The organism is Zavarzinella formosa DSM 19928 (genome assembly GCF_000255705.1).
In the GTDB taxonomy this organism is placed as follows: Bacteria; Planctomycetota; Planctomycetia; order Gemmatales; family Gemmataceae; genus Zavarzinella; species Zavarzinella formosa.
Genome location: NZ_JH636439.1, coordinates 1,290,335 through 1,306,926 on the forward strand (window position 1 = coordinate 1,290,335; position 16,592 = coordinate 1,306,926).

The 16,592-nt window shown below is 56.3% G+C and carries 13 protein-coding genes; 7 read left to right on the plus strand and 6 right to left on the minus strand.

From position 1 onward, the window contains the following. Positions 1–4 precede the first annotated feature (4 nt). On the minus strand, positions 5–178 hold the full coding sequence (locus BGIM_RS62540) for a hypothetical protein (protein WP_020468923.1): 174 nt from the start codon (positions 176–178) through the stop codon (positions 5–7). Positions 179–198: 20 nt separating this feature from the next. Next, positions 199–501 (minus strand): hypothetical protein, encoded by a 303-nt coding sequence (locus BGIM_RS62545; protein ID WP_157368634.1) that lies wholly within the window; start codon positions 499–501, stop codon positions 199–201. Between the two features lie 223 nt (positions 502–724). Between BGIM_RS62545 and BGIM_RS48960 the strand changes: the two genes are divergently transcribed. Next, positions 725–1,243: a hypothetical protein gene (locus tag BGIM_RS48960; RefSeq protein ID WP_020468925.1), complete on the plus strand. Its 519-nt coding sequence runs from the start codon at positions 725–727 to the stop codon at positions 1,241–1,243. Positions 1,244–1,333: 90 nt separating this feature from the next. On the opposite strand, the gene BGIM_RS48965 is transcribed toward BGIM_RS48960, so the two are convergent. Further along, positions 1,334–4,315 carry a PQQ-dependent sugar dehydrogenase gene (locus tag BGIM_RS48965; protein WP_162136223.1) on the minus strand — a complete coding sequence of 994 codons (2,982 nt, stop codon included), beginning with the start codon at positions 4,313–4,315 and terminating at the stop codon, positions 1,334–1,336. A 219-nt stretch (positions 4,316–4,534) separates the two neighbouring features. Between BGIM_RS48965 and BGIM_RS0106170 the strand changes: the two genes are divergently transcribed. Further along, complete coding sequence (locus tag BGIM_RS0106170) at positions 4,535–5,731, plus strand: Gfo/Idh/MocA family protein (RefSeq protein WP_020468927.1); 1,197 nt, start codon at positions 4,535–4,537, stop codon at positions 5,729–5,731. 10 nt (positions 5,732–5,741) lie between these two features. On the opposite strand, the gene BGIM_RS0106175 is transcribed toward BGIM_RS0106170, so the two are convergent. From BGIM_RS0106175 to BGIM_RS0106185, 3 genes are read right to left on the minus strand one after another with little or no spacing between them, the layout of a single operon-like run. Next, a complete protein-coding gene (locus tag BGIM_RS0106175; protein WP_020468928.1) occupies positions 5,742–5,954 on the minus strand; it encodes a type II toxin-antitoxin system HicA family toxin in 213 nt (70 codons plus the stop codon). Next, positions 5,951–6,196 carry a type II toxin-antitoxin system HicB family antitoxin gene (locus tag BGIM_RS0106180; RefSeq protein WP_020468929.1) on the minus strand — a complete coding sequence of 82 codons (246 nt, stop codon included), beginning with the start codon at positions 6,194–6,196 and terminating at the stop codon, positions 5,951–5,953. Before BGIM_RS0106180 ends, BGIM_RS0106175 begins: the two co-directional genes overlap by 4 nt. A gap of 25 nt (positions 6,197–6,221) precedes the next feature. Further along, the gene (locus tag BGIM_RS0106185) at positions 6,222–6,581 is read right to left on the minus strand and encodes a BON domain-containing protein (protein WP_020468930.1); all 360 of its coding nucleotides are present in this window, start codon (positions 6,579–6,581) and stop codon (positions 6,222–6,224) included. 160 nt (positions 6,582–6,741) lie between these two features. Between BGIM_RS0106185 and BGIM_RS66985 the strand changes: the two genes are divergently transcribed. The 5 genes from BGIM_RS66985 (at position 6,742) to BGIM_RS0106210 (ending at position 16,225) form a co-directional block, all read left to right on the plus strand. Next, positions 6,742–10,194: a DUF1553 domain-containing protein gene (locus BGIM_RS66985; RefSeq protein WP_020468931.1), complete on the plus strand. Its 3,453-nt coding sequence runs from the start codon at positions 6,742–6,744 to the stop codon at positions 10,192–10,194. A 214-nt stretch (positions 10,195–10,408) separates the two neighbouring features. Then, positions 10,409–10,801: an endonuclease domain-containing protein gene (locus BGIM_RS0106195; RefSeq protein ID WP_020468932.1), complete on the plus strand. Its 393-nt coding sequence runs from the start codon at positions 10,409–10,411 to the stop codon at positions 10,799–10,801. Beyond that, on the plus strand, positions 10,798–12,249 hold the full coding sequence (locus BGIM_RS0106200; protein WP_020468933.1) for a DUF1501 domain-containing protein: 1,452 nt from the start codon (positions 10,798–10,800) through the stop codon (positions 12,247–12,249). The genes BGIM_RS0106195 and BGIM_RS0106200 overlap by 4 nt, the downstream gene beginning before the upstream one ends. A 29-nt stretch (positions 12,250–12,278) precedes the next feature. Then, positions 12,279–15,395 (plus strand): c-type cytochrome, encoded by a 3,117-nt coding sequence (locus BGIM_RS0106205; protein ID WP_020468934.1) that lies wholly within the window; start codon positions 12,279–12,281, stop codon positions 15,393–15,395. Between the two features lie 80 nt (positions 15,396–15,475). Further along, a complete protein-coding gene (locus tag BGIM_RS0106210; protein ID WP_157368635.1) occupies positions 15,476–16,225 on the plus strand; it encodes a TIGR02996 domain-containing protein in 750 nt (249 codons plus the stop codon). Positions 16,226–16,592: the final 367 nt, after the last annotated feature.

Consider the following 16,592-nt stretch of genomic DNA (forward strand, 5'->3'; position numbering starts at 1 on the left):
TATTTCATTGCAGTTGAATGGTTGGATATGATTTTTTGAGTTTCACACGGGCGTCGGCTGTGGTGAACTGCCAGTCGACCGTCACCGCCGCCTTGGTCCGCTCTCGTTCCCAAGCCGACACTTCTTGTTTGAGTGTCTCCAGATCGGGGATGCGACGATCCAGACACTGATGGGCCACTACGCTGAGCTCGATCTCGGCTATGTTGAGCCAGCTGCCATGCTTCGGTGTGTGATGCCGTTCAGCCAAGTCCCGCAGGAACCGGGCAAAATCCACGCTAGTTTTTGTTCGGTGACCTCGACGTGCCTCCGGTCGGCCAGCGGTTCGAGGGCCATGAACAGGTTCGCCATTCCCTCGCGTTCGTATTTGTGGTCTTGCTTCGCGGGCGAACCAGGCCGGACGGGCAATGGCTCGCGCACGTCGCCAATGTGTTGCTTGCCTCCCTCGTCGACACACACCACCGGATGGCTCGGATCAATGGGCTTCTCATAAAGGTCAAGCACATCTTCCATAGGCGGGTGCGAAGCCGGCGTTCGCCTTCGACGGGATAATCCATTACTGTTTAAGCCAGGGCTTGAGATCGTTTTTTTCTAGGACGGCAAACCGTGGCCGGGTCAATGGAATCAACGACCTCCAACTCCACCAGTTTGTCCGCCAGCATTTTCATCGTCCAGCGTCCCCGCCCGTCCGGCCTTCAGCGAGTGTTTCGGATTGCACGAATGGGCGATGGTTTACCGCGAAGAGAACATTCGCCACGGCCGCACGCCGCTGCGTTTATCCCCCGATGACATTGCCGGGATCGTGGAAACCGGCGATTTGTGCTGTACGCATTACGATGCGTATCGTTTTTTCACTCCGCTGGCCGTTCCCAAAAATCGCCATCAACTCACACGCGACACAACGGAGCATTTCGATCAACCCGGTTGCGTGCATGTGACGATGGACCTGTACCGCTACGCTTACAAAATCGCCCCGTGGGTATCCGGCGAACTGCTTGGGGATGCGTTTCTACTGGCATGGGAAGCCCGTGAACTGGACATGCGAGCCAGCCCATATGACATGACCGGTTACGAACTCGAACCAATCCGCATCGAAGAGGCGACCGGACGACAGGAATACGCCCGCCGACAACAAGAATTGACCCGAAAAGCCGAACCGATCCTCGCCAAGCTCATCAAGGTGTATGAACGATTGCTTGCGGTGAACGAAGAGAAAAAAGCAGAAACTAAAAAAATAGAAGAATAACCACAAAGGCACAAAGATCACACAAAGTTTCACAAAGAAGAAGTTACGTTATGATCCTTTTGCCTTCATGATTATTTCTTTCCATAACAATCACTTCAAACTTTCCAAATAGGCCAGCAGATCGGCCGCTTGCTCGGCGGTCATGTCTCGCAAAAGCTGTTCCGGCATCAAGGATTTTTTCGACGGTGTCAGCGTCACCAGTTTCTTGACCGGGATCACCGTGTCTTTCCCCTGATTGTCACGAACAATCACCTCGGCGGCTGTTTGCTTGATCACAAGGCCGCTCACCAATCGGCCGTCGTCGATTTCGGCCGTATAACTGGCGAACTTGGCGTCAATATCCTTTGAGGGATCGACGATGCTCTCCAAAAGCTGCCGCTTCTGCATCTTCTTGCCAATCTGCGAGAGGTCCGGTCCAATCTCTCCCCCTTGCCCGCCAATCTTGTGGCATTGGGCGCATTGTGAGGCCGCTTTGTTGAAGAACACATCTTTCCCACGACTGGCATCCCCCTTCATCGCCAGCAGGCTTTCGGCTCGGATGATTGTGCCAAGCCGTTTCACTTTTTGGTCGTCGGGAACATATCGCTCAAACAAGTCACGGATCGGGGCTTCCTTGGTGCTGGCGGCCGCCAGAATTTGAGTCTTCGCCGAATCGGGCAAACGATGGTCATCCCACGCCTCGGCCAGCATCAAAGCCCCGGCGGGGCTGCCGAGCAGTTTGACGATGGCCTCTTTCCGAGCCGGAGAGTCTTCCTTCGCGGCACAGGCATCCACCAGCGTGCGGTCGTCTTTTCGGCCAGGAAGTTGTCTGATCCAATCGCGGATCAGTTTCACCCCCCGGTCATCCGCCAGTTCACTGCCAATGTGCGGCATCCGCCCCCGCCCCTGCTTGGCGATTCGATAATACAACGCCGAACGATAAGGGTCGCCCGGAGCGACAATCTGGCAGCCCGGAATATCAAATGTTCCCTGAACTGGTTTTTCCTCCAATACGTTCATCCGATCCAATTCTGTTTCCATTCGCAAGTCGATATTCACCGATCCGCCGGCGCCGAATTGATGGCAATGGCTGCAATTAACTTGCAGATACGATCTTGCTTTTGCGGTCTTATCAGCCTCGGTTGAATATGGGTTAACCAGCAATTTCACATCATCAATTTCGCCCGGCTTAAGCTTTTCATCTCCGCGTTTGATAACACCCAAGGCCGACAAGTGATTCCAAGAGGTGTTATCCCCGGCTTTCGAGACGTCCGAACGCAACTGCGGTTCTGTGAAGGAAAGCACCTCCCCGGCCCACGGATTATGGCATTGCCGGCATTCGCTGCGGCCCGAAAAATGCCACGTCTGTCGTCGAACCCTACCGGGGCTGGCGGCATCCTTCACCTTGAGTTCCACATCTTCGCCTGTCGCCGCCACCAACGAAGCATCGGTCTGTGCATCGTTCCACTTGTAGGTGTAACCTCGCCATTCCACTCCGTTGAAGTGCATCACCTGCGTTTCAACGCGGCGACGACTGGCCGGCTGGCCCGCTTCCATTTCCAGAGTAAATGTCTTCGCCAGAACCGCGTTTTTTGGGAAAAAGACCCGTGTGTTGAACCAAGCCGTGTCGGGCACTTTTTGAAGAGAGTGGTAAATGGTGGCCGAACCTTCGCCGGGGATGGCCACGACCCGTGACATCGCGGCATGATCGGCCCACGGCTCCGCATTGATGGAATACGCATAAGTGCCGGCCGCCAGTTTGTCTCCGGAGAGATCGTTCCACAGGCCGGTTTCACTCAATTTCTTGGGAAATGGTGGTTGCGGTTTCCCGGCTTCCTCGTTGGGGACAAAGCTGTAAATGCCCCCTTGCGGGCTGTAATCCAGATAAAAAAGTTCTCCGTCCGCATCCTCGGCAAACCCAACAATCTGGTGCTGACTGGATGCAATTTCCCGATGGGTTGCGATTTTGTCCCCGTCAAAGGTGGTCGCCCAAAATTTGCGGCTCATCCAATCGCCGCACACATAGGCGCCCGCCAAGTCCTTCCATTTCTTCCCCCGATAAACGAATCCTCCGGTGATGCTCGCGGCTTCCGAATGCGGGAACGAAATAGCTGGCGGGAGAATCGGCGTCGGCCCAATCTTGACATCCGGCCGGACACTCTGCGGTCCCTCCTTGATCGACCAGCCATAGTTGCCGCCTCGCGCCACCTTGTAAATCATCTCCCACATTTCCCAGCCAACATCTCCGGCCCAGAGGGAACCCTCAACGCGATCAAAGGACATCTTCCACGGATTCCGGAATCCAAACGCCCAAATCTCCGGTCGAATCCCCTCTCGACCCACGAACGGATTGTCCTTCGGAATGGCGTACTTTTTTCCCGCGTCCCGATGATCCACATCAATCCGCAAGATGCTGGAGAGCAGATCACTGCAATCCTGCCCGGTGTTGCGGGCATCCGGAGGATTGGGATTGGCGGCATCACCCGTGGAGATGTAAAGGCAGCCATCCGGTCCGAACACCAAACAGCCGCCGTTGTGTCCTCCTCCCTGAAACGTAATGAGGACTTCCTCGCTGGCCGGATCGATTTTCGGCGGGACAGTCTTGGTGACGGTAAAACGCGACACCCGACTCCCCTCCGGCAAGTCTCCTTTCTTTCCCCTGAGCACATAACAGACATAGCAAAAACCATTCTCTGCAAACTTCGGGTGAAACGTAAGCCCGTAGACGGAATCCAACTTGTCAGTCAACTCATCCGGTTTCCAGCTTTTCAAATCCTTGGAAACATCAATCGCCACATCGGCCCCCGTCGCCGTTAAGGCATTCGGGAACGAGAGAATCTTTCCCTCTTGCTGGACCACATACCAGCGGTTTTGCGTCTTGTTCAATTCAAGATGAACAGGCTTGTCGAATTGCAACTTGGGAAAGACCCGCTGGGGTCGATACGGTGAAGGGGGTTCGGGCGCGCCCAACAGTTTGGATGTGGTCCAAGGTTGTCGTTTGTCACCGAGAGGTTCGGCTTTGGAAACCTCCATGAAGACCGGAACGTTTGAGAGAATCGCAAGAGTCAGGATTGCCAAAAGCCTGTGAATCATGAATGAAATCCGGAGAATCGAGAGTTGCATGGAAAGGATTGTAACCCGGAAATCGTTGAAATTCCCGCAAAAACAACCTCTGAAATTTCATGCCTGTCAAATCGTCAACTCTCATGCCAGGGGTTTTGTCAGAGCCTCGACGGTCGTTCTCGGGATTAGCTATGTTTTCGGGTACAATCTTCCTCACTTTCTGTTTTCTCCCACCCGAGGATCTCTCCCATGCAGACGCGGCGAACGTTTCTTGTCTCGGCCGGGGCCACCGCCTTGGCTTCCTCTGTCTCTCACGCAGCCAATGACACAATCAATGTGGCGTGTCTTGGCACGGGCGGACGGTGTCGGCATCTCATGAAATCGCTGGCCAAGGTTCCCAATGTCCGCATGGCGGCCGTGTGCGATATTTGGGAGAAGGCGCTCGATCAGGCGAAGGCCATCGCGGACCCGAAGGCGATTGTCTCCCGGAAGTTTCAAGACCTGCTCGACCGCAAGGATATTGATGCCGTGCTGATCGGATCGCCGGATCACTGGCATGTGCCGATGGCCGTCGCTGCCTGCGCCGCCGGGAAGGACGTGTATGTTGAAAAGCCGTTGACGCACGACCTGAGCGAAGGAAAAGCCATTGTCGAGGCACAGAACACTCACAAGAGAATTGTGCAGGTTGGCACGCAACAACGGAGCATGCCGCACATCATCAAGGCCAAAGAGATCATCCAGTCCGGCGGCATCGGGCAGGTCTTCAAGGTTCACATGTCATGGAACCGTAACACGGACCGCGTTCGGCGTTTTAAGGATACCATTGATCCGAAGAGTTTGGATTGGAAGGCGTTTCTCGGAACCGCGAAGGCCCAAGATTACGATGAGTACCGATTCCGAAACTGGCGCTGGTTTTGGGATTTCGGCGGAGGGATTTTCACCGACTTGATGGTGCATTGGATTGATGTGGCCCACTGGATTCTGAAAGTCGATCACCCCGAAAAGGCAGTTGCCCTCGGCAATCATCTGGTGAGCAAGGATGTGTGGGAAACCCCGGACACCGTGCAAACGGTGTTGACATACCCCGGCGGGATTCAAATGCACTTTGAGGGCACGTTTGCCAACGCCCATCGCGGCGCGATGATCACTTTCATGGGCAAAGACGCGACGCTTTATCTTGATCGCGGAGCGATGATCGTCACCCCGGAACGCAACAAAAAGCTTGAACCGCAGGAACTCATCCTCGGCAAAACACCAACCCATCGCGGCGCCGACTTTTACGACCTCCCGGATGGTGAGCTTCTGCATTTGACAAACTGGGTGGAGAGCATGAAAAGTCGGCAGGCTCCGAGCGCCCCGGCCGAGGGGGGAGTCTCGAGCGCTTCAGCGGCGCATCTCGCCAACAAAGCATTGCGCAATGGTGGCGTGGCGACTTGGAAAGAGTGAAAATGTGTATTCAGGCATTTTCAAAATCTGACCATTCCAAACCAAGTTGCCGGATGACCGCCCGTAATGTTCCTTGTTTCAGATCACGACCGCCGTGATCTGGAATCACTGTCGATTGATTCGTGACCGGGTTCAGCCATTTGCGGTGTGATCCGCCGCCGGATCGCGGAATCTCGACGCAATGAAGAATTCTTAGTTTGCGGGCGACCTCTCGGTAAATCATCCAACTTCCACCAAGGTGTTGGATTCAATCGAGTCGGCCTCGGCTGCATGAAGAATCATCAAGGGCAATGGTCGCCCGAGATCGGCGTACAATTCCACAACAGCAGCCAATGCGTCACGGGCATTTTCTTGGGCTTCGGTGAGTGTGTCGCCTTCTGTTACAAGTTCCGGCAAGGCGGTGGAAGTCACCGTGTAGCCTCCTTCTGGTTGAGGCGTAAAAGTCAACGGAACGCGGTAAATCATCGGTTGGCTCCTTCAATTGACTATCTTACGGTTCCCGGATCGTCAGTTCGTTGACCACTTTGTTCACGCCCACGGTTTGTTGGGCGAGTTGTCCGGCTCGTTCGAGGTGTTCCCGGCTGGGGACGCTTCCCCGCAGGCGAATGCCTTCTTCGTCTTCCGTCACTTGAACTTGGGATTTTTGAAAATAGACATCCCCCTTAATACGAGAACGCACACGGCCAACCGTGGATGCCTCTGGGGCGATGTCTCCAAAGGGAGTGCGGGAGGGGGCGGCTTCGCGGATTTTCTCCGTGGAAATCTGTCCGATGCGGACGAGCTTTTCGCCGTCGGTACGTTCGCAACCGATCACCAGCAAAACCGGGAAAAGGAGAAGGGTGTTTCGCATGTTACCACGATAACAGCAGGGCACGGAAACCCACAACCCGGAAAAGCGGCCGGACCGGGAACTTCTCTCTCGCGTTTGGCAAACCGGACAGGTATATTACCATCAACTGCCTGCCACGGCGGGACTCGGTCCCGATCCCTCGTTTGTCACGCGTGTGCCAATGATGTTCAGCAAGTCGTTATTCCCCGGAACACTCGGGTTTCTGGTGTGCGCCGCCGTCGGTCATGCCGCCCCGGTGGATTTCAACCGGGATATCCGGCCAATTCTCTCAAACAACTGTTACTTTTGCCACGGGCCGGATGAAAAGGAACGCAAGGCCGATTTGCGCCTGGACACGGCCGAGGGTTCGCGGGCCAAGTTGGAAGATCACTTTGCCATCATCCCCGGCAAACCGGAGGCCAGCACCCTCATTAACCGGGTGAGCACAACCAAGGCGACAGAGGTGATGCCGCCCCCCCGGACGGGGAAGAAACTCACGGCCGGGGAAATCACCCTGCTGCGACAGTGGATTCAGGATGGCGCCAAATACGAAACCCATTGGGCTTACGTGCCGCCGAAACGAGCTGAGCTGCCGCCGGTGAAGAACACGGCATGGGTGCAAACCCCGGTTGACCGTTTTGTGCTGGCGAAACTGGAGCAACTCGGCTTCAAACCCGCCGGAGAGGCTGACCGATACGCCCTCGCCCGTCGTGTGGCACTTGACCTCACCGGCCTGCCGCCGACGGTCGCCGAGACCGATGCCTTTGTGAAGGACACAACTCCCGGATCGTATGAACGGTACGTGGATAAGATGCTGGCCAAAGAAAGTTACGGCGAACATTGGGCGAGGTTGTGGCTCGATCTGGCCCGCTATGCCGATTCGGCCGGGTATGCGGATGACCCTTTGCGAACGATCTGGGCCTACCGCGATTACGTCATCAAGTCGTTCAACAAGAACAAGCCGTTTGACCAGTTCACCATTGAGCAACTCGCCGGGGATTTGCTGCCGAAACCGACGGAAGAACAAACCGTCGCGACCGCGTTTCACCGCAACACGATGACCAACAACGAAGGCGGAACCAACGACGAAGAATTTCGTAATGTGGCCATCGTGGATCGGGTAAATACCACCCTGACGACTTGGATGGGAACGTCTATCGCGTGCGCTCAGTGCCACAGCCACAAGTACGATCCGATCACCCAGAAGGAATACTTCGGCCTGTTTGCGATTCTGAACAACACGGAAGATGCCGACCGGGGAGATGAAAGCCCGCTCCATCGCCTCATCACCCCCGAACAACAAAAACAACGCGACGCATGGACGGCCGAACTTGCGGAACTCGACGCCAAGTTCAAGAAACCGATCCCGGAGATTCTGGCCGGTCTGGCCAAGTGGGAATCGCAATTGCCGGTGAATCCCGCTTGGACAAGTTTGAAACCCGGCGCTGTGAGATCGAAGGCCGGTCTGCCGATGGTCATCCGGCCGGATGGTTCAGTCTTCATTGAGAAGTCTGCCGCAACGGATACGTACACCGTGGAGATTCCGGCGACCGACAAAGCCATTTCCGGCCTGAAACTGGATGTGTTGACGGACCCCAAATTACCGGGCAATGGTCCCGGCTTGGCGGGTGGAAACTTTGTTCTCACCAAGGTGTCGGCCTCGCTTGTTCCAAATGGCTCCGCACCATTGAAGGGGCGTTTTGTGCGAGTATCGATTCCGGGGCCGGGAAAGATCCTGCATCTCGCGGAAGTGCAAGTGTTCTCAGGCGGGGCGAATGTCGCCCTCAAGGGGAAAGCCGCGCAAAGCAGCACGGATTACGACGGCCCGGCCAATCTCGCCATAGATGGCAAGACTGACGGGAACTTTGAGAACAAATCCGTCACGCACACCAAGATCGAAGCCAATCCTTGGTGGGAGGTTGATCTTCAGTCGGCCCAGCCCATCGACAAAATCACTTTGTGGAACCGCACCAGCGGCGTGGAAGCCCGCCTCGCTGGTTATCGTGTCACCGTGCTTGACGAGGCCCGCAAAGAAGTTTGGAATTCCGGCGAGCGGCCGGTGCCAATGCCCTCGCTGACGTTGGAAACTAACGGCGAACGGATTCTCCCGATTGCCACGGCTTTCGCCGATCACGAACAGCCGATGTTTCCGGCGGCTTCCCTCGTCGATCCCGCGAGCAAAAAGCCAACAGGTTGGGCCATCGGGGGAGGGCTTGGCAAACCGCATTCACTCACGCTCTTGTTGAAAAATCCCGTGGAAATACCGCCGGGTTCGACGTTGCGGATTCAGCTGGAACAAAATTCTCCGCATCCGTCGCATTTGATCGGCTTGTTCAAGCTCAGTTCGACAGCCGAACCCCGCATTAGCGAAGTGGTGAAACTTCCGGCTGATGTGATGGCCGCTGTCGGCATTCCGGCCGCCAAGCGAACGGATGCTCAAAAGCAAACAATCACCGAGTTCTACCTTGGCACCACCGCCCCGGAATTCGCCAAGGACCGCGAACGCAAGTCCCAACTCACGAAATTGATCGCCGACCAAAAGCCGGTGACCGTTCCGATCATGAAAGAACTGGTTGGCGCCGCCCGCCGGAAAACCAAACTCCAATATCGCGGAAACTTCCAAGACCTCGGCGAAGAAGTCTCCGAAGGCATCCCGGCGATCTTTGGTGAATTACCGAAGGACGCCCCGAAGAATCGGCTGACGCTTGCCAAATGGCTGGTCGATCCGGCCAACCCGTTGACGGCCCGCGTGATTGTCAACCGTTATTGGGAACAACTCTTCGGCCTCGGCCTCGTCCGCACTGGCGAGGAGTTTGGGATTCAAGGAGAACTCCCCACCCACCCGGAGTTGCTTGACTGGCTGGCGACCGAACTGATCCGTTTGAAATGGGACATGAAGGCTTTTGTGAAACTAATCGTCATGTCAGCGGCCTACCGGCAGGATTCCAAGGTTCTGCCGGATGTGCTTGAAAAGGATTCGGACAATCGCTGGCTGTCCCGCGGCCCCCGATTGCGGCTCACCGCCGAGATGGTCCGCGACCAGGCACTTGCCGCGAGCGGGTTGCTGAGTTCCAAGATGTATGGCCCTTCGGTACGGCCAAATCAGCCGTCGTGCGGCTTAAACGCGGCCTTCGGAAGTTCCATCGATTGGAAGACCAGCGACGGCGAGGACAAGTATCGCCGGGGACTATACACCGAATGGCGGCGATCCAATCCGTATCCGTCAATGACGACGTTCGACGCGCCAAACCGGGATATTTGCACCGTCCGACGACCTCGAACGAACACGCCGCTTCAAGCTCTTGTGACTCTAAATGATGCCGTGTACGTGGAGGCCGCCCAAGCCCTCGCCCGGAAGATGATCTCTACCGGGGGAACCACGCCCAAGGATCGGCTCAACTACGGCTTCCGACAAGTGCTGACTCGTCCGGCGACGGATGTGGAACTCAATCGGCTTGAGCGACTCCTGAGCGAAACCCAAACGTCTTATAACAAGGAAAAAGCCAAAGCCACCCAAATGGCCACAATGCCGCTGGGGCCGTTGCCTGCGGGAATGGATTCGGCCGAAGCCGCCGCTTATACATTGGTCGCGAACGTGCTTTTGAATTTGGACGAGACGTTGATGAAGAAGTGACTTGGCGGAGGATGGAGTCATTGACGGGTAACCTAACCCCCCAACCCCCTTCCCTAAGAAGGAAGGGGGAGCAAGTGGGTGGATATCAAGACCCCATTGCCACAGTCCTTTCAAGCGGCGATGGTTCCCGTCTTGCTCCCCCTTCCTTCTTAGGGAAGGGGGCCGGGGGGTTAGGTTGCCGGACGTTGACTGACACCATTTGGAGAATGGCTCAATGTCCATCCCCAGAATCGTTCGCGGCCAATCGGTGGATGGGGCAAAGGCAAAACGGGCAAGACAACTTCGTCAAGAGATGACTGCTGAAGAAGAACTTCTGTGGGAGTGTCTTCGGAAGAATCGGCTAAATGGTTTGCATTTTCGCCGACAGCAAGTGCTTCATGGATTCATTGCAGACTTTTATTGCCATCGGGCAAAACTGATTGTTGAAATTGATGGGTCAGTCCATGACCATCGTCAGAAATATGACGCCGAGCGAGATCGGATTTTAGACAGTTTCGGATTCGATACGCTGAGGTTCACGAATCAACAAGTTCGGCATGAGTTGGACGGCGTGTTGAAAATGATCGTCGAAGTATCTTTGAAGAGATTGACCGAGGATTTACCATGAACCCGAATCAACAAGCCCTCCAACACCTCACCCGCCGGACCTTTTTCAAGGAATCCTCTGTCGGGATGGGTTCGATTGCGCTGGCTTCCATGCTGGCCGGGGAGACGAAAGCCGATCCGGCCTTGGCGGTCAGTCCGCTGGCGCCGAAGAAGCCGCCGCTGCCCGCGAAGGCGAAGCGGATGATTTATCTGCATCTCTCCGGGGCGCCGCCGCACCTTGATTTGTTCGATTACAAGCCGGAACTGGTGAAGCACGACGGCGAGAACTGCCCGGACAGCATTCTCAAGGGGCGCCGGTTTGCGTTCACGACCGGGGTTCCCAAGTTGCTTGGCACCCGGCGGACTTACAAGCAGTATGGCAAGGGCGGGACTTGGATGTCGGATGCCATCCCGGCCCTCCACGAACACGCGGACGACATGTGCGTGATTCGGTCGATGAACACCGATCAGTTCAACCATGCCCCGGCCGAACTGCTTCTGTACACTGGCTCGCCTCGTCAGGGGCGGCCGTCGATGGGAACGTGGGTCACTTACGGGCTTGGTTCGGAGAACGCCAACCTGCCCGGATTCGTTGTCCTGATCTCCAGCGGCGTGCAACCCAGTGGCGGGCAGGGCTGTTGGGGAAGCGGCTTTTTGCCGAGCGTGTACCAAGGGGTGCAATGCCGGTCGAAGGGTGACCCGGTTCTGTATGTTTCCGATCCGGCCGGGATGGACCGTGACCTTCGCCGCAAGTCACTTGATGCCTTGCGGGATCTGAACGAAATGCAGGTGAAGGATCTCGGTCATCCCGAGACTGTGACCCGTATCGAACAATATGAACTCGCTTTCCGCATGCAAACGGCTGTGCCGGAAGTGATGGACATTTCCAAGGAAAACGCCAAGATGATCGCCTCCTACGGGGCCACGCCGGGTGGGGCATCTTTTGCGAACAACTGCCTTTTGGCCCGCCGGTTGGTGGAGCAGGGGGTTCGCTATGTCCAACTGTTTGACTGGGGTTGGGACTTCCACGGCACCGGCCCCGGCGAGGACATTCGCGGCGGGTTGACCAACAAGTGTGCCACCGTGGACAAGCCGATTGCCGCCCTCATCAAAGACTTGAAACAACGCGGATTGTTTGAAGACACGTTGATTGTCTGCGGTGGAGAATTCGGCCGGACGCCGTTCCGCGAAGGGCGCACGGCCGGCAGTCAGAACCTCGGCCGGGACCACTACCCGGATTGCTACTCGCTATTTATGGCCGGGGGCGGCGTGAAGGGTGGTTACACCCACGGCGAGACCGACGATCTGGGTTTTGCCGTCGCCAAGGACAAAGTTCATATTCACGATTTGCAGGCGACCATTCTGCATCTGTTGGGCTTCAACCACGAACAACTGACGTATCGCTTCCAGGGCCGTGATTATCGTCTGACGGACGTTCACGGCCATGTGGTGAAACCGATTTTGGCTTGATTTCGTTTTCTTCCAAGGATTGCACACTCATGATTCGACTCTCCCGGCGAATACTCGCAACGGGCGGCATTGTCCTCGGGTCGCTGTTTGGCCACTCGCTGACGGCGGCTGACCCGGTGACGGCCACGCAGGCCCCGAAATTGATGGCCACGGTCGGCAGTGGCCTGCCGTCAGATGGTCCCGCGACAGCCAAGCCTGCGGAAACCCCGGCTTTTCGCGGCACCAAGCCTTTCTGGATATGGGGAGCCGACGACAAGCAAAATTACACCCTCAAGGCGGAATTCACCGTTCCGGCGGGCGCCAAGGCGATCATCCGGGCCACATGCGACAACCAAGCCGTGGTGAAGATTAATGACACCACGGTTATCGCGCGCTGCATGGCGTGGGAAGAGCCGGTCGTCAATGATTTTTCCATGCACCTGAAGCCCGGCGCCAATGTGCTTGAGGCGGCGGTCATCAATGAAGGAGGCGTCGCCGGGTTCCTTTGTCAGATTGAAATCACCGACGCCAAAGGCGTCAAAAGCTATGTGATCTCGGACGACAAGTGGGAAGCCGTCCCCGCGACGAAGGCCGGCAAGCCGGTCGCGGCCCGAAAGATCGGGTTGTACGGTGTGGCTCCGTGGAACAAAGTATTTGAAGAGCGGAATGCGGCCGCCGAATCGAGTGCGTTTTTTGTGAAGCCCGGTTTCCAAGTCGAAAAGCTGTTTACCGTGCCGAAAGATAAATTCGGCTCATGGGTCAACATCACGTTCGATAACAAGGGCCGGTTGATTGCCAGCGACCAAGGGAATCTCGGGCTGTATCGGATCACGCCTCCGAAGCCGGGTTCCAAGGAAGAGACCAAGGTTGAAAAGCTGGACGTAAAGATGTCCGCCGCCCAAGGGCTGCTTTACGCGTTCGACTCTCTCTATGTGGTCGCCAACGGTGGTCCTGGCAGCGGCCTGTATCGTCTGCGTGACACGAAAGGGACTGACCAGTTTGACGAAGTGGTGAAACTCAAAGCATTCGCCGGTGGCGGAGAACACGGCCCGCATGCCGTGCGGCTGACCCCGGATGGCAAGAATCTGTTGGTGATCGCCGGCAATCACACATTGCCGCCCGAAAAGTTTGATGCGAGCCGACTGCCGAGCAATTGGAATGAAGACTTTCTGATGCCGCGGCACTGGGACCCCAGCGGCCACGCTCGCGGTATTCTTGCCCCCGGCGGTTGGGTCGCCAAGACCGATCCCGACGGGAAAACATGGGAAATCCAGACGGCCGGATACCGCAATCCGTTCGATTTCGCCTTGAACGCGGACGGCGAAATGTTCGTGTATGACGCCGACATGGAGTACGACGTCGGCTCTCCGTGGTATCGGCCGACTCGCGTCAACCACGCCACCAGCGGCAGCGAACTCGGCTGGCGCAGCGGCACCGGCAAATGGCCCGCCTATTATCCGGACAGCCTTCCCGCCGCCGTGGACATTGGCCCCGGGTCGCCCGTGGGTGTCGAGTTCGGCTATGGCACGAAGTTCCCGGCCAAATACCAAAAAGCCCTGTTCATCCTCGACTGGACCTTCGGGACCATCTACTCAATCCATTTGGAACCCCAAGGTAGCAGTTACAAAGGTGTGAAGGAAGAATTCGTTTCCCGGACGCCGTTGCCGCTGACAGACGTGGCGGTCGGGCCGGACGGCAACCTCTACTTCACCATCGGTGGCCGCGGTACCCAGTCCGAATTGTTCCGAGTCAGTTACGTCGGCAGCGAATCGACCGAAAAGGTTGAATACAAGAATCCCAAGAACGCCGACCAACGGGAAATCCGCCATCAGTTGGAGTTCATGCATTCGGGCAAGATTGAAGACCCGGCCAAGGCGGTTGCGTTTGCCTTGCCATACCTCAAGAGCGAAGACCGTTTTCTCCGCTACGCTGCCCGCGTTGCTTTGGAACACCTGCCGACCGACACATGGGCCGACAAAGTTCTCACGGCCACGGACCCGGACACGGTGATCCAAGGCACCATTGGCCTTGCCCACCAAGGCTCGAAGACGTTGGGGCCGAAGTTGACGGCCGTCCTGCAATCGCTCGACTTCGCCAAGTTGGACGAACGGCAGCAAATCGACTGGCTGCGGGCGTTGGCCCTCGTGTTCATCCGCACGGGTGAGCCTGACAAAGACACGGCCGCCGCCATCGTGAAAAAGCTTGATCCGTTCTTCCCCAATGGCACGGATTTCGTGAACCGCGAACTGTGTCTGGTGCTGGTGTATCTCAAATCTCCGACAGTGATCGCGAAGACGACCAAGCTGCTCGACGGCCCGTCCCATCCGACGCCGAACCCCGGTTTGAGCGATCTCTTGGCCCGCAACAAGGGCTATGGGGCGGCCATCCAGAAGATGATCGACAACGGCGCCGATCAACAGAAGTTGGCTTACATCTATCATCTGCGCAACGCCAAGGATGGATGGACGATGGCCCAACGCAAGTCCTACTTCGCGGCGATTGCCGACGCCCGCACCAAGAGCGGCGGCGCCAGTTATCAGGCTTTCCTCAATAACTTCGAGAAAGACAACTTTGACAACGCCCCCGAGGCCGACCGGCTGGCCATCGAAGCGGCCGGTTTGCGGAAGCCATTCAAACCGAAGGAATTGCCGAAGCCCCAAGGGCCGGGCAAGACCTACACGATGGAAGACATGCTTGCCTTGGAAGGACAGTTGAAGGGCCGGAACTATGCCAACGGTCTAAAGATGTTCTCGGCCGCCCAGTGCGTCCAGTGCCACCGCTTCTACGGCGATGGCGGGTCCACCGGCCCGGACATGACCCAATCGGCCGGCCGGTTTAGCTACAAGGACATGGCCGAGTCGATCATCATGCCGAGCAAAATCATCTCCGACCAATACCGGGCCTTCAACATCACCACAAACTCCGGCAAGAAGTTCTCCGGCAAGATCGTAACCGATACCAAGGATTTGGTGACCATCCTGACAGACCCGCTAGATTCGACAAAAGTGGTCGACATCAAGCGAGCCGACATTGACGAAATCAAGCCCTCGGCCGTTTCGATGATGCCGGAAAACTTGCTCAGCACCCTGAATCAAAACGAGGTGCTTGACCTGATGGCTTACTTGCTCTCGCGTGGCGATCCGAACAGCCCGTTGTTCAAGAAGTAATCGGTTGGCGAAAAAGAGCGTTCAACTTTCCAGCCGGGAGACATTTGTCTCCCGGTTTCTTTTTGTCGTGGGAGCAAGTCGTGGCCCGCAAAAAAGCGAAACCGTTGACGACGAAAAAGCCATTGCATCCCGAAGAGGAAGCCCTGCTTCGTCGATGTCTGGAAACGCCTTGGGACGACGCCCCGATTTTGATTTATGCCGATTGGGTGCAGGACAACGACGAGGACGAACGGGCCGAGTTCATCCGCGAGAGCGTGGCATCGGGCGAAGTCACCCATTCACCGCCTGCGGTGGTTGAAGAATGGGAGGAAACTTTTTTGCCGACCGCTTTGTGGAAATTCATTCGCGGTTTGCCAGTGTGTGTGGTTGAGAGCAGTTGTTCCGAGTTGACCGAGTTATCAGACAGGGAAGAATATCCTCATACAGTCCAAGCAGTCGCACATGCGTTGAGGAGTGATCTCAGAATGATCGCCCACAATATTCGACTTGCACGAAGGTTTGGATGGCCGGTCGCTCTTTCTCTGTACCAAACAATTTCCACAGGCACCGTCGCGTTTGGAAATGATGGAATGATCAAATTGGCTGCACTGCCAGACCTTCGGCATATCGGCGTGATGCGGTTAAACAATCTGGATTACGGTGAATGGGGTTTGACCGCGTTGGCTAATTCACCACATGTTCAAAACCTCTGGTATCTGCGATTGCCAGATGCCGGAGAAGGCACGGTTGAAGAAGAAATTCTCAGATCGTCTCCGAATTTAAAAAACCTTCGGGTGATTGATGCCCCGGACTCGGACGACACGCAAGACGAGGAAGAGTGGCTGGATTGACAAACACCGAGGAAAATCGTCCCGCATGCTCAAGACGTTACCGGCGAGAACTCGGCTTCATTTTGTGTTCAAACAACTCAAAAGATCCGCTGTTTTTTCGCAGACCATGATGTTACAGGCCCTTGGCTTTCACGATTTGAAAACCGCTTAAAAACCAAGTTAAAAGTGACCGAAAACGACGAAAAACAGCCCTCCGGCGACCATTTTTGGACAGTTGGACACCCACCGAGGTGGTCAAAAACAGTGGGCCAACTGAACACCATTTTTCAAAACCCTCGGTAAATCGACATGTCGCCTAATGATTTTGGAGTAATCTGGGGCCTTTGGCGGGCGTTTTCCGTGGCCCAAAATGACCGTTCAATGTTGA